The 19,815-nt window shown below is 63.4% G+C and carries 19 protein-coding genes; 3 read left to right on the top strand and 16 right to left on the bottom strand.

The window, feature by feature from the left end:
- Positions 1-195: 195 nt before the first annotated feature.
- The 4 genes from ACGYLI_RS13090 to ACGYLI_RS13075 form a co-directional block, all read right to left on the bottom strand.
- Positions 196-1,377: an aromatic amino acid transaminase gene (locus ACGYLI_RS13090; protein ID WP_394419527.1), complete on the bottom strand. Its 1,182-nt coding sequence runs from the start codon at positions 1,375-1,377 to the stop codon at positions 196-198.
- Between the two features lie 33 nt (positions 1,378-1,410).
- The gene (gene sseA / locus ACGYLI_RS13085; RefSeq protein ID WP_394419526.1) at positions 1,411-2,265 is read right to left on the bottom strand and encodes a 3-mercaptopyruvate sulfurtransferase; all 855 of its coding nucleotides are present in this window, start codon (positions 2,263-2,265) and stop codon (positions 1,411-1,413) included.
- Between the two features lie 303 nt (positions 2,266-2,568).
- The gene (smpB, locus tag ACGYLI_RS13080) at positions 2,569-3,057 is read right to left on the bottom strand and encodes an SsrA-binding protein SmpB (protein WP_067266812.1); all 489 of its coding nucleotides are present in this window, start codon (positions 3,055-3,057) and stop codon (positions 2,569-2,571) included.
- Between the two features lie 47 nt (positions 3,058-3,104).
- Positions 3,105-3,923 carry a sulfotransferase family protein gene (locus ACGYLI_RS13075; protein WP_394419525.1) on the bottom strand — a complete coding sequence of 273 codons (819 nt, stop codon included), beginning with the start codon at positions 3,921-3,923 and terminating at the stop codon, positions 3,105-3,107.
- Between the two features lie 170 nt (positions 3,924-4,093).
- On the opposite strand from ACGYLI_RS13075, the gene ACGYLI_RS13070 reads away from it, so the two are divergent.
- Complete coding sequence (locus ACGYLI_RS13070) at positions 4,094-5,671, top strand: DUF5928 domain-containing protein (RefSeq protein ID WP_394419524.1); 1,578 nt, start codon at positions 4,094-4,096, stop codon at positions 5,669-5,671.
- Between the two features lie 99 nt (positions 5,672-5,770).
- The gene (locus ACGYLI_RS13065; RefSeq protein WP_394419523.1) at positions 5,771-6,283 is read left to right on the top strand and encodes a PepSY domain-containing protein; all 513 of its coding nucleotides are present in this window, start codon (positions 5,771-5,773) and stop codon (positions 6,281-6,283) included.
- Positions 6,284-6,397: 114 nt separating this feature from the next.
- Here the strand turns inward: ACGYLI_RS13065 and ACGYLI_RS13060 are convergent, their stop codons facing one another.
- The 3 genes from ACGYLI_RS13060 to ACGYLI_RS13050 all read right to left on the bottom strand — a co-directional run bounded on the left by ACGYLI_RS13060 (position 6,398) and on the right by ACGYLI_RS13050 (position 10,528).
- Positions 6,398-8,905: a cation:proton antiporter gene (locus ACGYLI_RS13060; protein WP_394419522.1), complete on the bottom strand. Its 2,508-nt coding sequence runs from the start codon at positions 8,903-8,905 to the stop codon at positions 6,398-6,400.
- A gap of 76 nt (positions 8,906-8,981) precedes the next feature.
- Positions 8,982-9,611 (bottom strand): DUF1523 family protein, encoded by a 630-nt coding sequence (locus ACGYLI_RS13055; RefSeq protein ID WP_394419521.1) that lies wholly within the window; start codon positions 9,609-9,611, stop codon positions 8,982-8,984.
- A 128-nt stretch (positions 9,612-9,739) separates the two neighbouring features.
- Positions 9,740-10,528, bottom strand: a complete 789-nt coding sequence (locus ACGYLI_RS13050; protein WP_394419520.1) for an alpha/beta hydrolase — start codon at positions 10,526-10,528, stop codon at positions 9,740-9,742.
- Between the two features lie 91 nt (positions 10,529-10,619).
- Here ACGYLI_RS13050 and ACGYLI_RS13045 point away from each other — a divergent pair, with 91 nt between their 5' ends.
- Complete coding sequence (locus ACGYLI_RS13045) at positions 10,620-12,095, top strand: NAD-dependent succinate-semialdehyde dehydrogenase (RefSeq protein ID WP_394419519.1); 1,476 nt, start codon at positions 10,620-10,622, stop codon at positions 12,093-12,095.
- 58 nt (positions 12,096-12,153) lie between these two features.
- On the opposite strand, the gene ACGYLI_RS13040 is transcribed toward ACGYLI_RS13045, so the two are convergent.
- The 9 genes from ACGYLI_RS13040 to ACGYLI_RS13000 all read right to left on the bottom strand — a co-directional run bounded on the left by ACGYLI_RS13040 (position 12,154) and on the right by ACGYLI_RS13000 (position 19,801).
- Positions 12,154-12,411 carry a DUF6525 family protein gene (locus ACGYLI_RS13040; RefSeq protein WP_394419518.1) on the bottom strand — a complete coding sequence of 86 codons (258 nt, stop codon included), beginning with the start codon at positions 12,409-12,411 and terminating at the stop codon, positions 12,154-12,156.
- Between the two features lie 14 nt (positions 12,412-12,425).
- A complete protein-coding gene (locus ACGYLI_RS13035; protein ID WP_394419517.1) occupies positions 12,426-13,100 on the bottom strand; it encodes a metal-binding protein ZinT in 675 nt (224 codons plus the stop codon).
- 181 nt (positions 13,101-13,281) lie between these two features.
- Positions 13,282-13,788 carry a hypothetical protein gene (locus ACGYLI_RS13030; protein WP_394419516.1) on the bottom strand — a complete coding sequence of 169 codons (507 nt, stop codon included), beginning with the start codon at positions 13,786-13,788 and terminating at the stop codon, positions 13,282-13,284.
- Positions 13,789-14,034: 246 nt separating this feature from the next.
- Entirely contained in the window at positions 14,035-14,505 is a 471-nt protein-coding gene (locus ACGYLI_RS13025; protein WP_067268529.1) for an Hsp20 family protein, read from the bottom strand.
- Between the two features lie 149 nt (positions 14,506-14,654).
- Entirely contained in the window at positions 14,655-15,485 is an 831-nt protein-coding gene (locus tag ACGYLI_RS13020) for a serine protease (protein ID WP_271692831.1), read from the bottom strand.
- A 48-nt stretch (positions 15,486-15,533) separates the two neighbouring features.
- Positions 15,534-16,862 (bottom strand): glycolate oxidase subunit GlcF, encoded by a 1,329-nt coding sequence (gene glcF / locus ACGYLI_RS13015; protein WP_394419515.1) that lies wholly within the window; start codon positions 16,860-16,862, stop codon positions 15,534-15,536.
- Positions 16,863-16,875: 13 nt separating this feature from the next.
- Entirely contained in the window at positions 16,876-17,244 is a 369-nt protein-coding gene (locus ACGYLI_RS13010; protein ID WP_271688778.1) for a hypothetical protein, read from the bottom strand.
- Positions 17,241-18,353, bottom strand: coding sequence for an FAD-binding protein (locus ACGYLI_RS13005; protein WP_394419514.1), 1,113 nt, complete (start codon positions 18,351-18,353; stop codon positions 17,241-17,243). Before ACGYLI_RS13005 ends, ACGYLI_RS13010 begins: the two co-directional genes overlap by 4 nt.
- Positions 18,350-19,801, bottom strand: a complete 1,452-nt coding sequence (locus ACGYLI_RS13000) for an FAD-linked oxidase C-terminal domain-containing protein (protein WP_394419513.1) — start codon at positions 19,799-19,801, stop codon at positions 18,350-18,352. Before ACGYLI_RS13000 ends, ACGYLI_RS13005 begins: the two co-directional genes overlap by 4 nt.
- Positions 19,802-19,815 lie beyond the last annotated feature (14 nt).

Here is a 19,815-nt window from a genome sequence, read left to right as displayed (position 1 = left end):
GCAAGCTCACATCCAAGCGGATGCACTGTAATAATGATTCTAAAATTGGCCCGACCCTGAGTTTTCACTCAAGCTATCCAAACATGCCATTTCGACCAAGTTTTGATTAAAAGAGGCCAGAATAGAGGCATAGGGCGATTGTTCCGCAACAATCGAAGGCTGACCGGGCCGCGACATGCGCGGCCCGGAGCGCGATTAGATACCGACGTCGATGATCGCACGAGCAAGGATCGGCACGCTGTTTTGGTTCAGCCCGGCAATGTTCATACGGCTGTCGCCAACCATATAGATGCCATGTTTTTCGCGCAGCGCATCGACCTTATCTGGCGTGGTGCCAAGGCGTGAGAACATGCCCCGGTGCTGGGCAAGGAAGCCAAAGCGGTCCGATCCGGAGAGTTTCTGCAACTCACCCGCAAGCTGCTCACGCAGATCCAGCATGCCGTCGCGAACATCCTCAAGCTCGGCCATCCAATCGGCCTTGAGCTCGTCATCGGTCAGGATGGTCGACACGATCCGCGCGCCGTGATCGGGCGGGAAGCTGTAGTTCTGGCGGTTGAGGAAGGCCAAAGTGGCTTGGTTCAGCCCCTGCGCCGCCTCGGCAGCCACCAGCATCAGAATGCCGGTCCGTTCGCGGTAGATGCCGAAGTTCTTAGAGCAGCTTGCCGCGATCAGGCACTCAGGCACCGAGGTGGCCACTTTGCGCGTCGCAGCGGCATCCGCTTCCAGCCCGTCGCCAAAGCCCTGATAGGCGATGTCGATCATCGGCACGGCACCGGTGCTTTGCAGCACTTCGATCACCGCGTCCCACTCCGCGCTGTTGAGGTTCGCGCCCGTGGGGTTGTGGCAGCAGCCGTGCAGCAGGACCACATCGCCTTTCTTGGCGGTCTTGAGGTCTTCGATCATGCCGTCGAAGTTCACGCCGCCGGTCGCGCTGTCGAAATAGCGGTAGTTCACCACTTCCATGCCCAGATAGGACAGGATCGACAGGTGGTTCGGCCATGTCGGATCAGAGACGAAAACGCGCGCTTCGGGGTTGGCCATACGCACCAGTTCAAAGGCCTGACGCACGGCACCGGTGCCACCGGGGGTGGCGGCAGCGGCAATCGCGCCGCGCGGCACGGCATCGCCTAGAACGAGCGCGGCCATCGCGTTGGTATAGGTCGGATCGCCTGCCAGACCGGTGTAGACCTTGGTGTCTTGGTTTTCCCAGATGCGCTGCTCGGCGGCTTTGACGGCGCGCATCACCGGGGTGTTGCCGCTGGCGTCTTTGTAGACACCGACGCCGAGGTCGATCTTCGTGTCGCGCGGGTCTTCGCGGTAAGCCTGTACAAGGGCGAGGATCTTATCGGCGGGTTGCGCCTTGAGCGTCTCGAACATGGGGTTCTCCGGTTGGAAGGTAACGGTAAAGGATTAAGCCGCGCCGGTGGCCACGGGCACGGTGGGGAACATGCCCCATTCCGCCCATGAGCCATCGTAGAGCGACCATTTGCGGTGGCCCACCCGCTCCAGCGCCAGCGCCAGCACGGCGGCGGTGATGCCCGAGCCGCAGGAGGTGATGACGGGTTTCGACAGGTCCACGCCCGCCGCCTCGAAAATGGCGCGGGTCTCTTCGGGGGTTTTCATCGTCTTGTCGTCGTTGAGCAATTCGGTGAAGGGCACGTTGCGCGCGCCGGGAATATGGCCTGCGCGCAGCCCCTCGCGCGGTTCAGGCGCATCGCCGCGGAAACGTGCTGCGGCGCGGGCGTCGACGATCTGCGGATCGCCGAGTTTGGAGGCATGGGCCACCTGTGTCACGTCGCGCACCAGTTGGTTCTGGAAACGCACGGTCATATGCCGGTCGCGCGGCACGGGGGGCATGTCTTCGGTCTCGCGCCCCTCGGCCTGCCATTTGGGCAGCCCGCCATCCAGCACGGCGACATTCTCTTGCCCCATCAGACGGAACAGCCACCAGACCCGCGCGGCGGACATCAGCCCCGCGCCGTCATAAATTACCACCTGATGCCCGTCACCCACGCCCATGGCGCGCAGCCGCGACATGAATTTCTCGATCGGCGGGGCCATATGCGGCAGGTCCGAGCGCGCGTCCGAGATATCGTCGATGGCGAAAAAGCGCGCGCCGGGGATGTGCGCGGCGTCATACTCCGCCTTCGGATCGCGCCCGGCGTCGGGCAGATACCACGAGGCATCAAGGATGCGCAGGTCTGGGTCTTTCAGATGCTGAGCCAACCAATCGGTTGAAACCAATGTCTTGGGATCGTCGGCCATGGGGGCCTCCTTCGTCGCGGGCGTTGCCCATGCCTATAACCGGCGGGGGATGCTGGCAAGTGGAAGGGGGGATGTGGCGTGCTGAGGGCCAGCGCCTGCCCGCGGGGTGGCGATGCTACGGGCTGTTGGCACCACTTTATGGTTCAGCTTTGATGTGTGCCGTCAAGGAGGCGCCCGCCTCACCAAATCGCCAGCCCGGTCGCACCAAAGGTGCGCCTAGTGTATTCCGGCACGCCTCTGGCGTGATGGGCGGGCAGGCGATGGCCCGGCGCCTACGGCTTGATTCCGGGCCTGCCGCGCATCTTACCCGTGATCTTTCAGCAACCGCTGCTTCTGCCGCGACCAATCGCGTTTGGCCGCCGTTTCGCGCTTGTCGTGCAGCTTCTTACCCTTGGCCACGCCGATCTTGATCTTGGCCATGCCGCGATGGTTGAAATACATCACCAAAGGCACCAACGTCATGCCCTTGCGCTGCGTCGCGTTCCACAGATCGGCCAATTGCTTGCGGCTGACCAGCAGTTTGCGACGCCGGCGCTCCTCGTGCTGGAAGGTCTTGGCCTGCTTGTAGGGCGCCACATAGGAGTTCACCAACCACAGTTCGCCATCCTCCACGGCGGCGTAGCTCTCGGCGATATTCGCCCCGCCTTCGCGTAGGGATTTCACCTCGGATCCCTCAAGGATGATACCGCATTCGATATCTTCTTCGATCGCGTAATCAAACCGCGCGCGGCGGTTTTCGGCGATCACCTTGTAATTCGGATCGGATTTGGAACTGGATTTGACCTGTGACATGCCAAAGCATGTAGAGCGCCCCCCGCCCCGGTGCAAGATGCTGCCGCTCAGTCACCGAGCTTGGCGTGCACCTCATCCAGATCGATCTCACCCACGGGGTGCTTGTTGCCGGGGTTGTCGAAGTCATATTTGAACAGATCGAAGTCGCGTTTGTAGATCTCGCGCATCAGATGCATGGACAGATCGTCGAAGTAATCCTCGACCGGATGCGCCCGCTTGGGCCCATGGCCCTCGCTCTCGTTAAAGCGCGGGATCGCCGCCAGATCGACGGGGTGCGGCGTGTCCACGGCATCAAGCACCTGCTGCATCCCATCGTTGAACCGCTCGGTCCAGAAGATCTGGTCGTAGGTGCCGCCGTTGACGATAAAGGTGCTGACATGGCCCGAGACCGCCGACCAGTGAATGTCCGGGTCCATTGGCCGCCGCCAACGAATGGTATCGCGGGCAAACAGCAGGAAACGCCGGAAGCTCGCGATCTGGTCGAACTCCTCCTTGCCGTCCTCACCGCCCACGTCGATCCCGTATTTCTGCACCAGCAGCGGCACCAAATTGCCGCGATAGCGCCGCCCGTTGCGCTGAATGCCGCAAATCTTGTCAAAGAAAGACGACAGAATCCGCGTGTAAGGGTTGCGCGCACAGGTAAAGGCATAGGACTTGCGCGCCGTCACATTCTCGGTGATCGGCCCCTGCGACCCATCCAAAGCCCATTTATGAATGCCTGACTTGGCATCATGGATGTCGCCGTCAAAAAATTCGCCATGGTCGGAATAATACATGATCTGGCCGATGGTCGAACAGGCGCATTTCGGCACCACGCGGTACACCATGCTCTCACTTTCCGTCATCCATGTTCCGGGAAAACCCATGCGCGTCCTGCCTCCTGCTGGCGCTGGCTGTTTTAAGCAACAGTCAGACCTCGGTGCAAAAAAGCAAAGAAATGCTGTTTATTCAATCGGTCTTCAGGATTAACTAGGAAGATGATCCACGACAAAAGGCCGATGCAAGCGGGCCGCGACAAGGACATTCGGTATCCTGCATGGCGAAAATTGCCTATATCCTGCTGTGCCACAAGGATCCGGAGGCCATCATCCGGCAAGCCGAGCGGCTGACCGCGGTGGGCGATTACATGGCGATCCATTTCGACGCCTCCGCCAGCGCCCAAGACTACGCCCAGATCACCGCGGCCCTGCGCGACAACCCCAACGTCGCCTTCCCGCGCAAACGCACCCGCTGTGGCTGGGGCGAATGGTCACTGGTGCAAGCCACGCTCGACACGCTCACCGCCGCGATGGAAGCCTTCCCGCGCGCCACGCATTTCTACCTGCTGTCGGGCGATTGCATGGCGATCAAATCCGCCGAATACGCGCATCGGTTCCTTTATGAAAATAACGCGGATTTCATCGAAAGCGTGGATTACTTCGAAAGTGATTGGATCAAGACCGGCTGGAAAGAAGAGCGGCTGATCTATCGCCATTGGTTCAACGAACGCACGCAGCGCAAACGCTTTTATGCGATGTTCGAGGCGCAAAAGCGTCTCGGCCTGACCCGCAAGATCCCTGCCGACCTTCAGGTGCAGATCGGCAGCCAATGGTGGTGCCTGCGCCGCCGCACCGTCGAAGCGCTGATGGCATTTAGCCACGAACGCCCCGATGTCATCCGCTTTTTCCGCAGCACTTGGATCCCAGATGAGACCTTCTTTCAAACCCTCGTGCGCCACCTCGTCCCCGAAGGCGAAATTGCCAACCGCAGCCTGACCTTTCTGCTGTTTTCCGACTACGGCATGCCGGTCACCTTCTACAATGACCACTATGACCTGCTGCTCGGCCAGAACCACCTCTTCGCCCGCAAAATCAGCCCCGAGGCACTGGACCTCAAACGCCGCCTCGGCCTGCTCTACGCCGCCCAAGGGGTGCCTTTCCAGATCAGCGACGAAGGCCGTAACCTGTTCGAATTCCTCACCGCGCGGGGCCGCATTGGCCGCCGCTTCGCCCCCCGCTTTTGGGAGAGGGAATCCAGCCTTGGCCGCGAACGTGAACTGCTGATCATCATCGCCAAGAAATGGCATGTGGCAAAACGGCTCGTGGGGCGCATACGCCAGCAAACCGGCCTCCCGGCGGTGGATTTCCTCTTCAACGAAGAAGACACCCCCCTGCCCGACCTCGGCGGCATTCAAACCACGCTGGAAAAACGCACCCGCCACCGCCGCGCCCTGATGCGGATGCTCTACGACTACTACGACAGCACGCGGCTGATCGTCTGCATCGACACGTCGAACCTCGACCTGCTGCGCGATTTCGCCTCGGACCGCGCGCAGGTGCGCATGCTCGAAGTCGAATGCAAACTGACCGACGCCTATCTCAGCGGCCACGCGCGGCGCATCGGCCTCAGCGGCGCGCAAACATCGCAAGAAAACCTGTCCCGCCTGCTCCCCACAATCCGCGGGAACATGCTGCATGAGGTCGACCAAATCCGCGACGCCCAATTCGCAAACTACAGCCGCCTCTCCGAATACGCCGACCCCGAAACCAACGCCGCAGCCCTCGCCCATTTTCTTAAGGTGACCCAAGACGAGGCCCGCGCGATCGTCCAGCCCGCAGGCCTCTTCGCAGATTAGCGCCGCCCGCCCCTACCGTCTGGAACAGCCCCCCGCGCCAAGCGTTGAGCCAAGCACGCCGCCCCGCGGTCCGGCAAACCACAACGCAAGAGGTTCTTCATGACACTTAAGTTCACCGCCCTCGCCACATCGCTCCTGCTCGCCCCCGCAGCCCTCTTCGCGCAAGAGACCGCCCCCGAGGCCGAGCGGATCAGCATGTCCCAAGCCATCAAATCCGCGCAAAGCAGCATCGACGGCGGCGTGCTGGAAGCCGAGATCGAAACCGAAGGCGACGCGCTGGTCTATGAGATCGACCTCGTCCGCGGCGAATCCGTGTACGAAGTCACCGTCAACGCCGCCACCGGCGATGTGATGAAGCAGTCCGAAGAGCAGCTCACAAGCTTCCTCAGCGGCCTCTTCCAAGAGGATGAGTTGCGCGCCGCTGGCACGGCCCGCGATGTGCTGATGACCGCGCTGGCCGAGCTGGAAGGCCAAGACGGCACATGGATCGAGGAAGTCTCACTCGACGATGAAGATGACCGCATGGTCTATGAAGTCGAACTGACCGACGCCACCGGCGAACGCGAACTACTGATCGACGCCACCACCGGCGAAATCACCCCCGACGACTGACCCCAGCCAAAGGTGCGGCCGCCTCTACCGGCCGCACCCCCCTATCTTCATCCTTTCTCAAATACCCTGCACAACACCGCCCCCAAACGCCCCACCAGCGTTTGACGCGCCGACCTACCCCCGCCCGCCCGAGACCAGATCCACCGGATCGATCCCGCGCTTCTCCGCACTGGCACGCACCGCTTCGCGCAGGGCCGCGCTCCGTTCCAGCAGGCGGCGGAACCGGTCCTCGTCCAGAACCAAAAGCGTGGTCGGCGCGATGGCGCGCACATCCACCCGACGGACGCGGTTCGTCAGGATGGCCATCTGGCCGAACATCTCCCCCCGCCCCAAACGCCAAGTCTGACCCGCGCTTTCCAATTCGACAGCACCTGAGGCGATGAAAAACACGCTGCGCGCGGGGCTTTCCTTGCGCAAAACCACGTCGCCGATATCGACATAGCGGGTCTTGAGCGCCCGGCTCAGCCGTTTGAGCGCGCCCTCTTCCAGATCCGCAAACAGCGGAAACTGCTCGATGAAAGCGCCGCGCCGCACGGCGAGGTCAAGGCCCGGCCGCCCCTCCGCCGCGGTGCGCCGGGTCGCCAGTTCCTGCATCAGGGCGGTATAGACCTCGGCCCCAAAAAGACCGTCTTCGCGCATCAATGTATATTCACGCTCTTCCAAACGTAGTGCCGTGCGGCGAATGAAACGCCGTTCCAACTCCTCGGCATAGCCGGGATACTGTAAGCGCAGCCCCTCCAGCGCGGTCTCAATCCCTTCGATGCGGCGCGCCAACAGGTCGTGCAGCAATTCGGCCACCCGCCGCCCATGGATCCGGCGAATGCGGCCATCGATGAAGGTGCCCAGATCCCGCAGGATCAGCCGTTGCGACAGCAGCATTTCAAAGCGGTCCGCCGTCATCCGCGCCAGCGGCCCCGACACGCCGTAGCGCCCGTGCAACACCGCCGCCGCGCGAAATGTGCGCCCATAGGCCACGCTGCGCCGCGCCGCGCGTTGATAGCCGCTGCGGCCTTGGGTCCGCGCCCCTTCGATCAGCCGGTCCGCATCCGAGAGCACCAGATCCGCCATCCGGGCCGAGATCGTCCGCTCGCGCACTCGCGCAAGGATCGTGTCACGCTCATGCCCCGCCAGCGCGATCAGCCCAAGCGCGATGCGGTCGCGGTCGAGGATATCGGTCGCTTCCTCCGCGGTCTTAACCGCTGTCTCAAGCCGCTCGCCAAACCGTTTCGCCTCGGAGCGCACGATGTCGCGGTTCAGGTCGTAATTCTCTGTCGTTTGGGCCACGTCTTCGCGCACGGTCTGCAGGGCCACGGCGATGACCTGACGCGACAGCGCGTGATCGATGGGCGAGAGTTGATCGAGCCCCAACCGCCCGATGATCCAACGCAGCGTCGGACCCTGGGCCAGCAGGGTGAAGAGCGTGAAGCCGGTGGCCAAGATACCCACGATCCGCTGAATGTCATCCGGCACCCGCACGCTTTCCGTCACCGCCAGCGCCAGCGCCAATGTCACCGCCCCGCGCAAGCCGCCCCAGAGGATCGCCACCCGGTAGGGCCGCTCGACCAAGGGCGAAAGCTTCGCCGCCGTCAACAGGGGCAGCAGGCCGAAAAGGATCACCGCGCGGGCGAAAATAGCAGCCACCACAACCACGGCGATGAGAAAGAAATCCTCCAGCCGGACTTCCTCAAGCAGCCGCGGGATCAGCAGAGCGGCGAGGATAAAGATCAGTGCCCCCGCCCAATGGGCCAGCACGTCCCAAAGCTCGCGCAGGTTGGTCAGCGCCTGTGGCGGCAGCCGCCCCGGCGCGGTGAGGTTCAGCGTCAGCCCCGCCGCCACCACGGCGATCACCCCCGACGCCCCGACGCTTTGCTCGGCCACGATATAGGCCAGATAGGGCAGCGCGACCGAGATCGACTGCTGCGCCAACTCATGCCGCGCAAACAGCGCCATGACCCAAACCGCGATCCGCGCGCCCAGCCAGCCCACGAGCGCCCCGCCTGCGATCAGCATCGGGAATTGCGCAAGCGCGCTGCCCAGTTCCGGGTCGGGAATGCCCAGCATGACATAGCCCATGAATAGACCGAAAAGCGCGATGGCGGCGGCGTCGTTCAGCAGGCTCTCGCCTTCGATGATCCGTGCCAACCGCCGCGGAGCCGAGATCGAGCGGAAGATCGACACCACCGCCGAAGGATCCGTGGTTGAGACGATTGCCCCAATCAGCAGGCAGGCCGCCAGCGGAATGGCACTAACCCAAAACAGCGCGTAGCCGATGCTGACCGTCGCCACCACCACGGCCACCACGGCCAACACCAGAATGGGCACCCAGTCGTCGACCATGCGCCGCAGGTTCATGCCCAATGTCGCCTGAAACAGCAGCGTCGGCAGGAAGACATAGAGGAAGACGTTCGACCGGATCGGCAGCCCCAGAATGGCCGCCGCCACCGGGTTCAACGCATCCGTCAAATCGGTGCGCAGGAAAAAGATCGCCGAAGCCCCGATGAGGATGCCAACAACCGCCAAGATCACGCTGAACGGCAGTCGCAATCGCGCGGCCAAGGGTTCGGCCAAGCCGATGACGACAAAGAGCGACGCGATGACCGTGGTGACGAGGATGATGTCCATATAGGATGGAATACCAGAATTTACCTGAATGCGGGGCGCTTCTTGCCCCGCTCAGCGCCTGCAGTTCGTGGTGAGGTTATTTGCGCGCGCGCCGCTCGGCGCGCCAACGGGCAAAACGGCCCCGCCGCGCGGCGATGTCATTCTCGATCGCCTCGATCTTTGGGTCCAGCCGCGCGCGGCGGAACCGCCGCCAGCGCACCCAGATCGCATAGAACAGCGCCGCGGCGAGGGTCAGCACGATGATGGTCACGAAGGGGATACCCTTGCTCGCTTCCGGCCCCTCGACCGGGCGGAGCGAAATGGCATTGGGGTAGATCGACAAAAGCTCACTGCGCCAGCCGTAGTGTTTCAGCGCATAGTACTGCGGCGCGCCAGTGGTGCTGCGCGCATCCGCCGCCTCGGCCTGAAGGTTGGCGGTGTCGAACTTGAAATAGGGCGGCCAGCCCCAACCGGTGTCTTCGTTGCGGTAGACCATGACATCGCCCTTGGCGCGCCGGGTCTGGATGAAAAAGACATCGCGGTTGACCGCTTGGCCCGCGCTATCGGTCGATGAGCCGGACCAGAAGATCGAATTGTTGCCGAAGTCGATACGCTTTTCATAGGTATCCGTGACACGGACGATATCGGTCTGCGGCAGCGTATAGTGGAAGAACGCCCCCACCAGCACCCAGACGGTCACCCAGAACACCCATTTAACGATTCTCATCTTCGGCCCTTTCCATTAGGTCGCGCGGCCGGACTGGGGCCTTTGCCCCACAGACATAGTGTTTCCGCGGCACTGCGGCAAATGCCTTACGCGCAATAAGGCGGGACATTTGCCGCAAAATGCGGGCCTTAGCTGCCCAGCAGCGCTTTGGTCAGGTCGCTGTCCGGCTCTGACAGCGGATCGATCACGTCGAAATGGTGCTTGCCCTCGGCCACCACATGTTTCGCGCCCCAACTGCGGGCGAAATTTTCGGCCTGTTCGAGGAAGACGGGCCGCTCCGCCGCGCCGACCCAGACGGTCACATCCACACCATGGGGCGGGGTCATCTTGATCGGGCTTTCAGCGGCGGCTTCGGCCTCATCCAGCCGCAGGGTGTCGTTCATCTCGGTTCGCAGTAAGGGCGCCAGATCGGCCACGGGGGAGATCGGCACGATCCGCGTGATCCGGTCGCGCACCTCGGCCCCCAGCAGCAAGGGGTCGGTCATCCGTGCCACCAGATGCCCGCCCGCCGAATGGCCCGACAACACGATGGTGCCCTGCGTGCGGTTCGCCACTTCGGTCAGCGCTGCGGCGATCTGGGTGGAAATCTCGGAAATGCGTACATCGGGGCAGAGGTCATAGGACGGCACCGCCACGGCATAGCCCCGCGCCAAAGGACCGGCGGCCAGATGCGACCAATAGCTCTTGTCGAAAGCCTTCCAATAGCCGCCATGCACGAAAACCGCCGTGCCCCGCGACACCCCCTCGGGCTGGAAGAAGTCGAACTTTTGACGGTCCGAAGGACCATAGCGCACGTTAAGCTGCGCCCGCGCCCCCAATGACGCGCGGAATGCCTCTGCCTCCTTTTCCCAGCGGGGCGGAAAGCCGTCGGCCCCGTCGATATAGGCAGCGTTTGCATAGGCGTCATCTAGCATCATTTGGGTCTCCCACCCCGGATTTGATCAAACTTAACTGGACAATCATACTCGTTGTTGCTTTGGAGGCTATAGAGAATAGCGGAGAGATGACATGACTGATGCTAAGACGGATCTGAAATCACTGCTGAAAGACCCCAGCCTGCTTGAAACCCGCGCCTATGTCGGCGGCCAATGGGTCGAAGGCGACGACGGTACATTTGACGTGACCAATCCCGCGCGGGGCGATGTCATCGCACAGGTCGCAGACCTTAGCCGCGCGCAGGTCGCGGGCGCGATTGCCCAAGCCGAGAAGGCGCAGAAGGACTGGGCCGCTTGGACTGGCAAGGAACGCGCCGCCGTGCTGCGCAAATGGTTCGACCTGATGATGGAGAACCAAGACGATCTGGGCACCATCCTCACCGCCGAACAGGGCAAGCCGCTGGCCGAAGCCAAGGGCGAGATCGCCTATGGCGCCTCCTTCATCGAATTCTTCGGCGAAGAGGCCAAGCGCGTCTATGGCGAGATGATCCCCGGCCACCAGCGCGACAAGCGCATCATGGTGATGAAGCAGCCCATCGGCGTCGCGGCCTCGATCACCCCGTGGAACTTCCCCAACGCGATGATCACCCGCAAAGCCGCGCCAGCGCTGGCGGCGGGCTGTTCCTTTGTGGCGCGTCCGGCGGCGGAGACGCCGCTGTCGGCCATCGTCATGGGTGTGCTCGCGGAACGCGCAGGGATCCCGGCGGGCGTGTTCAACGTGGTGCCATCCTCCTCCTCCTCCGCCGTGGGCAAGGAGTTCTGCGAGAACCCCGCCGTGCGCAAGCTGACCTTCACCGGTTCGACCGAGGTGGGGCGCATCCTGCTGAAACAGGCCGCGGATCAGGTGATGAAATGTTCGATGGAACTGGGCGGCAACGCGCCCTTCATCGTCTTCGACGACGCCGATCTCGACGCGGCGGTCGAGGGCGCGATCATGTGCAAGTTTCGCAACAACGGCCAGACCTGCGTCTGTGCCAACCGGATCTATGTGCAGGCGGGTGTCTATGACGCCTTCGCGGCCAAGCTGAAGGACCGCGTGAGCCAGATGAAGGTCGGCGACGGGCTGGAAGAAGGCACCGATCTTGGCCCGCTCATCAACCCCGAAGCCTCGGACAAGGTGCAAGAGCATATCAAGGATGCGGTCGACAACGGCGCGGAAATCATTCTGGGCAACGCCAAGGACGACATGGGCGGCAACTTCTTCGGACCCACCATCGTGACCGGCGTGACGCAGGACATGAAGGTCGCCAAGGAAGAGACATTCGGCCCCCTCGCGCCGCTCTTCAAGTTCGAGGATGTGGATGACGTGATCGCCATGGCCAACGACACGATCTTCGGCCTTGCCTCCTATTTCTATGCCAAGGACCTCAGCCGCGTGTACAAGGTCGCCGAGGCGCTGGAATATGGCATTGTCGGCGTCAATACCGGCATCATCTCGACCGAGCTTGCGCCCTTTGGCGGGGTCAAACAATCCGGCCTCGGGCGCGAAGGATCGCACCACGGGATCGAAGACTATCTTGAGATGAAATACGTCTGCCTGTCGGTCTAAGCACCGGCGGAAGTTAAAGAAACGGGGCGTGCCATGGCGCGCCCCGTTTTGCATCGGGCTATTGCGTCAGCCGGTCCTGTGCCAGCATCCGGCGCTCCGCCTGCGAAAGATGCGAGACCGCCTGCGCGACATCACCTTCGCAACGCTGCAAGGCCCGACACCACAGCCGATGCGCCGAACGGGGCGACCACGGCAGCGCCGCGTGCGCAAGCCATGCCCGCAGGGGCGGCGGCAGCTGGTCAAAGGCCGCCATCGGGTTCCCCTGACGGCGCCGCTGTTTCAGCCCGCTGCGCAGGTTTCGCTTTTTACCAGTCATGCCGCGGGCCGCCCTTAATGCGCCTGCATATCCGCCGCGATCTCAGACGCGCTCAGCTCGGCGGGGAAATAGGTCGGCCAGTTGGTCAACTCTTCCAAAACCTCGGCGCGGTCGTCGCCCCAGTAGAGGTGATAGTGATCGGCCTTTTGCGGCGCGATGATATGGTCGCTGAATTGGATATATTCCGGCGCTTCGGCATCGCCGCCCTCTTTGGCAAAGACATAGCGCACGCCGCGGTTGCCCTTCTTGTAGGTCAGCACCTCATAACCATCGCTGGCATAGCGCCCCTGCACCGGATCACCGTCCCGGAAGAAGGTCACGGCATTACCGTCGATGGTGATGCGGTCCACATCGGTGGCATAGCCAACCTCGTAATAGGCCTTGTACTCCGCCGCCGCCTTGTCGCCGTGTTCGGCCTTGTGCTGCATCACCGCGTCCAGCGCGCCCTGCTGCAACAGCGGGTAGACCGATTGCCAGTCGCCCTCCCAATCCGACAAGGGCCGATCCTTGATCTGCGCGTCGTCAAAGTAGCCTTTGTAGATGTCGTTCTGGTCGTGGGCGTGGTCATGCGCATGGGAATGATCGTGGTCATGCGATGCCTCTTTCGTCTCGGCCACGACCGGGGCCGAAAGGGCAAGGCCCGCGCTGAGCGTCAGGAAGAATAGCGGGGATGCGGATGTTTGGGGCATGTCGTTCTCCGTGGATTGGCCTGCGTCATGATTCGATATGTTATATCATAACCACCGCGAAGTAGCCCTGTCCCGGAGAGTTTGCAACCCGATGGCCTCAGCCCGAACATGAAAAAGCCGACAGCACTTTCATGCTGCCGGCCTTCGGGCGGGGGAGAGAAACGCCCTAGGGTGACCCGTCTTAGTTGGTCCGGGTCTGCGCCGCGCCGTCCGCATTCACTTGCTGGGACAGGGCCGCGGCGAATTCTTCGCCCGTCATACCAATGAGCAGCTGGCCATCGGCGTCGACATCTTGGTCGATCTGCACGACCGCACGGTCGCTATCGGCGGCGAATTCCTCGGCCAGATCGATGGAATAGCGCATGGAACCGTCCGCTTGCGGCTCTGCGTTCGAGATGGTGCCGATGACCGTATCATCTGAGGCGACGGCCACGGTGCTGCCATCCAGCGCGATATCGGCATCCGTATCAATGTCCGAGGTCGCGGTTTGGTCGATCGCCTGTTCGGTGGTCAGGGTGCCATTCGCCTCGGCCCCGGCTGTGGTGTCCAGTTCCGTGCCCGCCAAATCGGTGGTCGCATCGGTGCCGACACCCGCGTCCAGCGTCTGTGCGGCGACTGGGGCCGCCATAAGAGCCGCGACAGCCGTGGTCAGGGAAAGCTTGCGTAGGGAATTTGCATAGGTCGTCATGGTTCTTCCTTTCATTGCGCGTGCGGTACTCTGCACGCTGTTGTCCGGGCACGCCTGCCCGGTCCCCCACTCAACCCGACAGCTTTTGCTTGGTTTCACCCCGCCCCTCGCGCAGCAGAAAGCCGCCGTTTTCGCCCCTAGGCTTCGGCAGATATTCACCCACGAACGGGTCGAGCTTGGGAGGCGACCGCCCACAAAAAAGGCCCGCCAAAAGCGGGCCTTCGCAAAGCGCTGGAACGGTTGCGCTTAGTTCACGGATTTGGCGTCAACCACGTCCTTGTCGATCGCCTTCACCTCGGAAGAGATGGTGATCTGACGCGGTTTCAGGGCCTCGGGCACCTGACGCTCAAGCTCGATATGCAGCATGCCATTGGCATGGGCCGCGCCGATGACCTGAACGTGGTCCGCCAGATGGAAGCGACGCTCAAAGGCGCGGGTGGCGATGCCGCGGTGCAGATAGGTCTTGGCCTCATCCTCATCCGCCTTGCGGGCCGAAACGATCAGCGCCTTCTCACGCACTTCGACGCTCAGATCGCTGTCCGAGAAACCGGCGACGGCGATCGAGATGCGATAGGCATCGTTGTCGAGCTTTTCGATGTTATAGGGCGGATAGCTGGGGGTGGCCCCATCATTTGTCAGAACCCGGTCCATCATGTTGGCGATCTGGTCGAAACCAACGCTGGAGCGGTAAAGGGGTGCGAAATCAAAACTACGCATGTGTTCATCCTCATCAGTGAGCGATTGACATATCGGGCCTTCCACCATTGGACAGACCCGGTTTTTCAAGCGCCGAAGCCCTATTGAGGCACCTCGGCAAAGCTCATGTGGGAAAGGGGTTGCGCGCTTTCAAGTCCTGCCGCGCAGAATTACGGGCGGATGAATTTCGCCCCGGTGCCGCGCTCTTCACCGACGCGGATGCGCTTGCCTGCGGGGTTGGAATCCAGAAACACGCCCTTGCCCGCCACCAGTTCCGCTTGCAGCAGCGCCAAAGGCGCGCCAAGCGCCGTGCCGAGCGAGACCTGCGCGCCCTCGACCTCGGCCTTGGCCGAAACGACAGAGACGATATGCGCCTCGCCTGCGACGAAGCTAAAGATCGGCGCGCCGCTAGAGCCGAAATCGACCGCGCAGGAGGTCACCAGAACCCCCTCTTGCTGGGCCAGCACCTTGCAGACCTCTTGCAATGATGGTGCCTCGGCCCGGTCGCGGGCATAGCTGACCACGCCCACACGGTCGCCGGGGCGCGGACGCGCGGCGGTGCCGAAGGGACGGATGGTGGTGTTGCGGATCGGGCGGGAGAGTTCCAGAAGCGCCAGATCATTGCGCACCCGTCCCGAGGAGACCTCACCGTCATAGACGTAATCGGGATGCACCACGGCGCGGCGAATGTCGCGGTAGGCCCCGGCGCGGCCATTGCGCCAACCGGCGAGGAACTGCACCTCACCATGGTCGATCCGGGCCTTGGTTTCGCGGTCAAACAGGCAATGCGCAGCGGTCAGCACCAGACGCGGAGCGATCAGCGTGCCGGTGCAAAAGCCGGTCCCGCCGATGTCGAGACGGCCCACCGCCTCCCAAGCGGCGGCATCTACACCGTTGTCGAGCGCTTTGAGCGCGCTGTCTTGGGCCAGCGCTGCCGTGGCAAGGGTAAAGACGCCGAAGATAGCCGCCAACAATTGTCGCAAAATGCACCTCAAAACCATGTTTCCTTGGCGGATATAGGGGAGTTGCGGCGAAAATACGGCGCAGGCTTAACGCAAACGCGGCACCTGCGCAGGCGGGTCGGGATCACGACTGAGCGCAGGTGGTTTCGGCCCACCGCAGGCCCAATCGAGCAGTTCGACGCTATGCACCACCGGCACCCCGGTGCCCGATCCGATCTGCATCATGCAACCGATATTGCCCGCCGCGATCACATCCGGGGATTTGGCCTCCAAGGTCTTGATCTTGCGCTCTTTCAGCTTGGCCGAAATCTCGGGCTGCATCAGGTTATAGGTGCCCGCCGAGCCGCAGCAGAGGTGACTGTCCGCCGGTTCCACCACTGTGTATCCCGCCTGTTTCAGCAGGGTCTTCGGCGTGACCTTTATCTGTTGCCCATGCTGCAGCGAGCAGGCCGCGTGATAGGCGACGACCATGCCCGGCTCTGCCGGTTCGGCGAAGGGTAAGTCGAGCTCCGCCAGCAGTTCCGTCACATCCTTTGCAAGGGCCGAGACCCGCGCCGCATCCTCTGCCAGCGGGTCATTGCGGAACATATGGCCGTAATCCTTGACCGTGGTGCCGCAGCCCGAGGTGTTGATCACAATGGCATCCAGCCCCTCGCCGTCCATCTCGGCCCGCCATGCGCGGATGTTGCGGGCGGCGTGGGCGTGGCTCTCATCGGTCTTGCCCATGTGATGGGTCAGCGCGCCGCAACAGCCCGCCCCTTCGGCCACCACCACCTCGCAGCCCGCGCGGGTCAGCAGCCGGATCGTGGCGTCGTTGATATCGGTGTTCAGCGCCTTTTGGGCGCAGCCGGTCATCAGGGCCACCCGGCGCAGCGGCTTGCCCTTAGCCGGAAAGCTCTGCGGATCGTCGTTGCGGCTGACCGGGGGGACCGTCTTGGGCGCCATCTCCAGCATGGCGCGCAGCCGCGCGTCGGGCATCAGCCGGGCAAAGGGCCGCCCGATCTTGGCCCCAAGCAGCGCCAGCCGAAAGCGTGTGGGATAGGGCAGAATCCGCGCCAGCATCCAGCGCAGGGCGCGTTCGCCCATGGGGCGCTTGTAGCGTTCTTCGATATAGGCGCGGGCGTGATCGACCAGATGCATGTAATGCACCCCCGAGGGGCAGGTCGTCATACAAGCGAGGCAAGACAGGCAGCGGTCGATATGCTGAACCGTCTTCGGGTCCGGGTCGCGGTCGTTCTCCAGCATGTCCTTGATCAGGTAGATCCGACCGCGCGGGCTGTCCAACTCATCGCCCAAGACCTGATAGGTCGGGCAGGTCGCCGTGCAGAAGCCGCAGTGCACACAGGCGCGCAGAATCTCATTGCTGCGCTGCGTGTCAGGATCCTGCAACTGCTCAGGGGTGAAGGTGGTTTGCATGGCGGCTCCGTTCCTATGTGCTGCGCATCAGATTGGCGAGGACGAGGCCGAACCACGGCACCGTCGTGCCCACGGCCCCCAGCACCCCGCTCCACCGGCGCATCGCCGGGCGCGGATCGGCCCGGCGCAGCGCTTGGACCACCAGCGCGATCACCCCGATCCAAGCGGCCCAGAGCGCCAAGGCGATGGCCCCCAACAGCCAAGCGCTGTCACCCCAATAGCGCAGCAGACCATAGCGCAGGGCAAGCGCGATGAGAAAGGTCACCAGCACCATCGCCGCCAAGGCGCGGATGACCCTAAGCGAAGGCGGCACGGCGATCAGCGCCTTGAACAGAAAGGGGCCGATCAGAAAGACGATGAGGAAGACCAGCACCAAAGTCATGCGCTGCGGGCCAAGGCTTCGGCGTTGAACAGGCCACGGGGGTCGAACTTGGCCCTAAGCCCCGCCGTCAACCGCGCCACCCCCGGGGCTTCGGGTTCCTGTCGGGGCAGCGTCCCCGCCGCCTCGGCCCGCAACAAGGTCGCGTGGCCGTCATACCGCCCCAAGTGGGCGCGCAAGTCCGTGCCGGGGGCCATGCGCAGCCATAGCAGCCCCCCGGCCCAATCATAAAGCCGCGCCTCCGCCCCGGTCTTAGCGGCAAGCGCCGGGGCCTCGGTCGGGCGGCAATGCAGGCGCCAGACATCGCCCGCCGACCCATGGAAAGGTGCCACATCTCGGAGATCACGCCAGAGGGTCTCGGAAGCTCCCTCTTCAAGCACCTCGATCTCGCCCCCCGTGGCGGCGAGCAAATCCTTCAGCCGCCCGATCCGGTAGGCGACCGAGGTCTCGAACCCCTCCAACCGCAGAACCGTTCGCCCCTGCGCCGGGTCATGGGCCGCGCCGGTGACTTCGAAGGGGCTGCGCATGGCCTGCGCCATCGCGGCGATGGCGGCGGCGTCGTCCAGCCCGGACAGCACGAGCGTCGCGCTGGTTTCGGGTTTCGGGAGCACCTTTAGCGAGACTTCGGTCAGCGCGCCCAAGGTGCCCTGCGACCCGGCCATCAGCTTGACCAGATCATAGCCGGTGACGTTCTTCATCACCCGGCCCCCATTCTTGATGATGGCCCCCTGCCCATCGACGAACCGCACCCCCAAAAGAAAATCCCGCGCCGCCCCCACAGCAAGCCGCCGCGGGCCGCTGACATTGGCGGCAAAGACCCCGCCGATGGTCGGCGTGCCGCTGCGGCCCATGAGCGCGCGGTGGTCCATCGGCTCAAAGGCAAGCCGCTGCCCCTCAGCGGCCAAAGCGGCTTCGATCTCGGAGACCGGCGTGCCCGCCTGCGCGACCAGCGTCAGCGCGCCCGGCTCGTAAAGGGTGATCCCCCGCAGACCGGCAAGCGACAGCGCCGCGCCCGGCCCCGCCATGCCGCGCGTATCGCCGCCCCGCAGGGACAGGGGCCCCTCTGCGCCACGGATCGCCTCGACCAGCTCCGCCTCGGAAGTCACCGTCACGCCGCCACCGACGCGCCGCTGCCGCGCCGCCCTTCCGTCACGTCGAGAGGGAAGACCTTGGCCGGGTTCAACAGCCATGCCGGGTCAAAGACATCCTTCACGGCCAATTGCGCTTCTAGATCGGCGGGGCCGTATTGCTCATGCATCAGATCGCGCTTCTCGATCCCAACCCCATGCTCCCCGGTCAGGCAACCGCCCGCTTCGACGCAGAGCCGCAGGATGTCGGCGCCAAAGGCCTCGCATTTCTCCAGATCGCCGGGTTTGTTGGCATCAAACAGGATCAACGGATGCATATTGCCGTCGCCCGCGTGAAAAACATTGCCGACCTTGAGACCATATTCATCGGACATCTCACCGATGCGGCGCAGCACCATGGGCAATTCGGTCACCGGGATGGTGCCATCAAGGCACATGTAGTCGTTGATCTGCCCCATGGCGCCAAAGGCGGACTTGCGGCCCAACCAGATCGCGGCGCTTTCCTCGGCGCTGGTGCTCTCGCGCAGCTCCACAGGGTTATGGCGACGGGCGATCTCGGTGATCAGCGCCAACTGGTGGTCGATCTCGGCGTCAGAGCCTTCGACCTCCACAATCAGCAGCGCCTCGCACATCGGGTAGCCCGCATGGGCAAAAGCCTCCGTCGCCTCGATGCAGGGGCGGTCCATGAATTCGATTGCCACGGGCAGCACACCCGCCTTGATGATGTCGCTGACACAGGCCCCGGCCACGGCGTTGTCGTCGAAGCCCATGAGCACGGGCCGCGCGCCTTCGGGTTTGGGCAGGATGCGCAGGGTGGCTTCGGTCACCACGCCCAACTGCCCCTCGGATCCGCAGATCACGCCCAAAAGGTCCAGCCCGCCCGCGTCCATATAACCGCCGCCGATCTCGACCACTTCGCCGTCCATCATGACCATGGTGACGCCCAAGAGGTTGTTGGTGGTGACCCCGTATTTCAGACAATGCGCCCCGCCCGAGTTCATCGCGATATTGCCCGCGATGGCACAGGCCAACTGGCTGGAAGGGTCGGGCGCGTAGAAAAAGCCGTCTTCCTCCACCGCGCCGGTGACGCTCAGGTTGGTGCGCCCGGTCTGCACGCGCATAAGCCGGTTGTCGTAATCGACCTCAAGCACCTCGGCCATGCGCGCCACCCCCAGCACCACGCTATCAGCGGTGGGCAAGGCCCCACCGGCAAGCGAGGTGCCCGAGCCGCGCGGCACCACCGGCACGCCCTCCTCATGGCAGATTGCCAGAATTGACGAGACTTCTTCGGTGCTGGCAGGCAGGGTCACGGCCAAGGGGGGGCATTTATAGGCCGTCAGCGCGTCACATTCATAGGCGCGGGTCTCATGCGCATCGTCGATCACGGCATCGCGGGGCAGCGCCGCGCGCAGCCGCGCCACGACCCGCGCCTTGCGCGCAATGATCCCGGCATCGGGTGTTGGCATCTGCATTGCGGTCCCTCCTC

It is taken from the genome of Sulfitobacter sp. 1A13421, assembly GCF_043557285.1.
In the GTDB taxonomy this organism is placed as follows: Bacteria; Pseudomonadota; Alphaproteobacteria; order Rhodobacterales; family Rhodobacteraceae; genus Sulfitobacter; species Sulfitobacter faviae.
The sequence above is the reverse complement of the archived record's forward strand: the minus strand, read 5'-3'. Positions and strand labels throughout refer to the sequence as shown.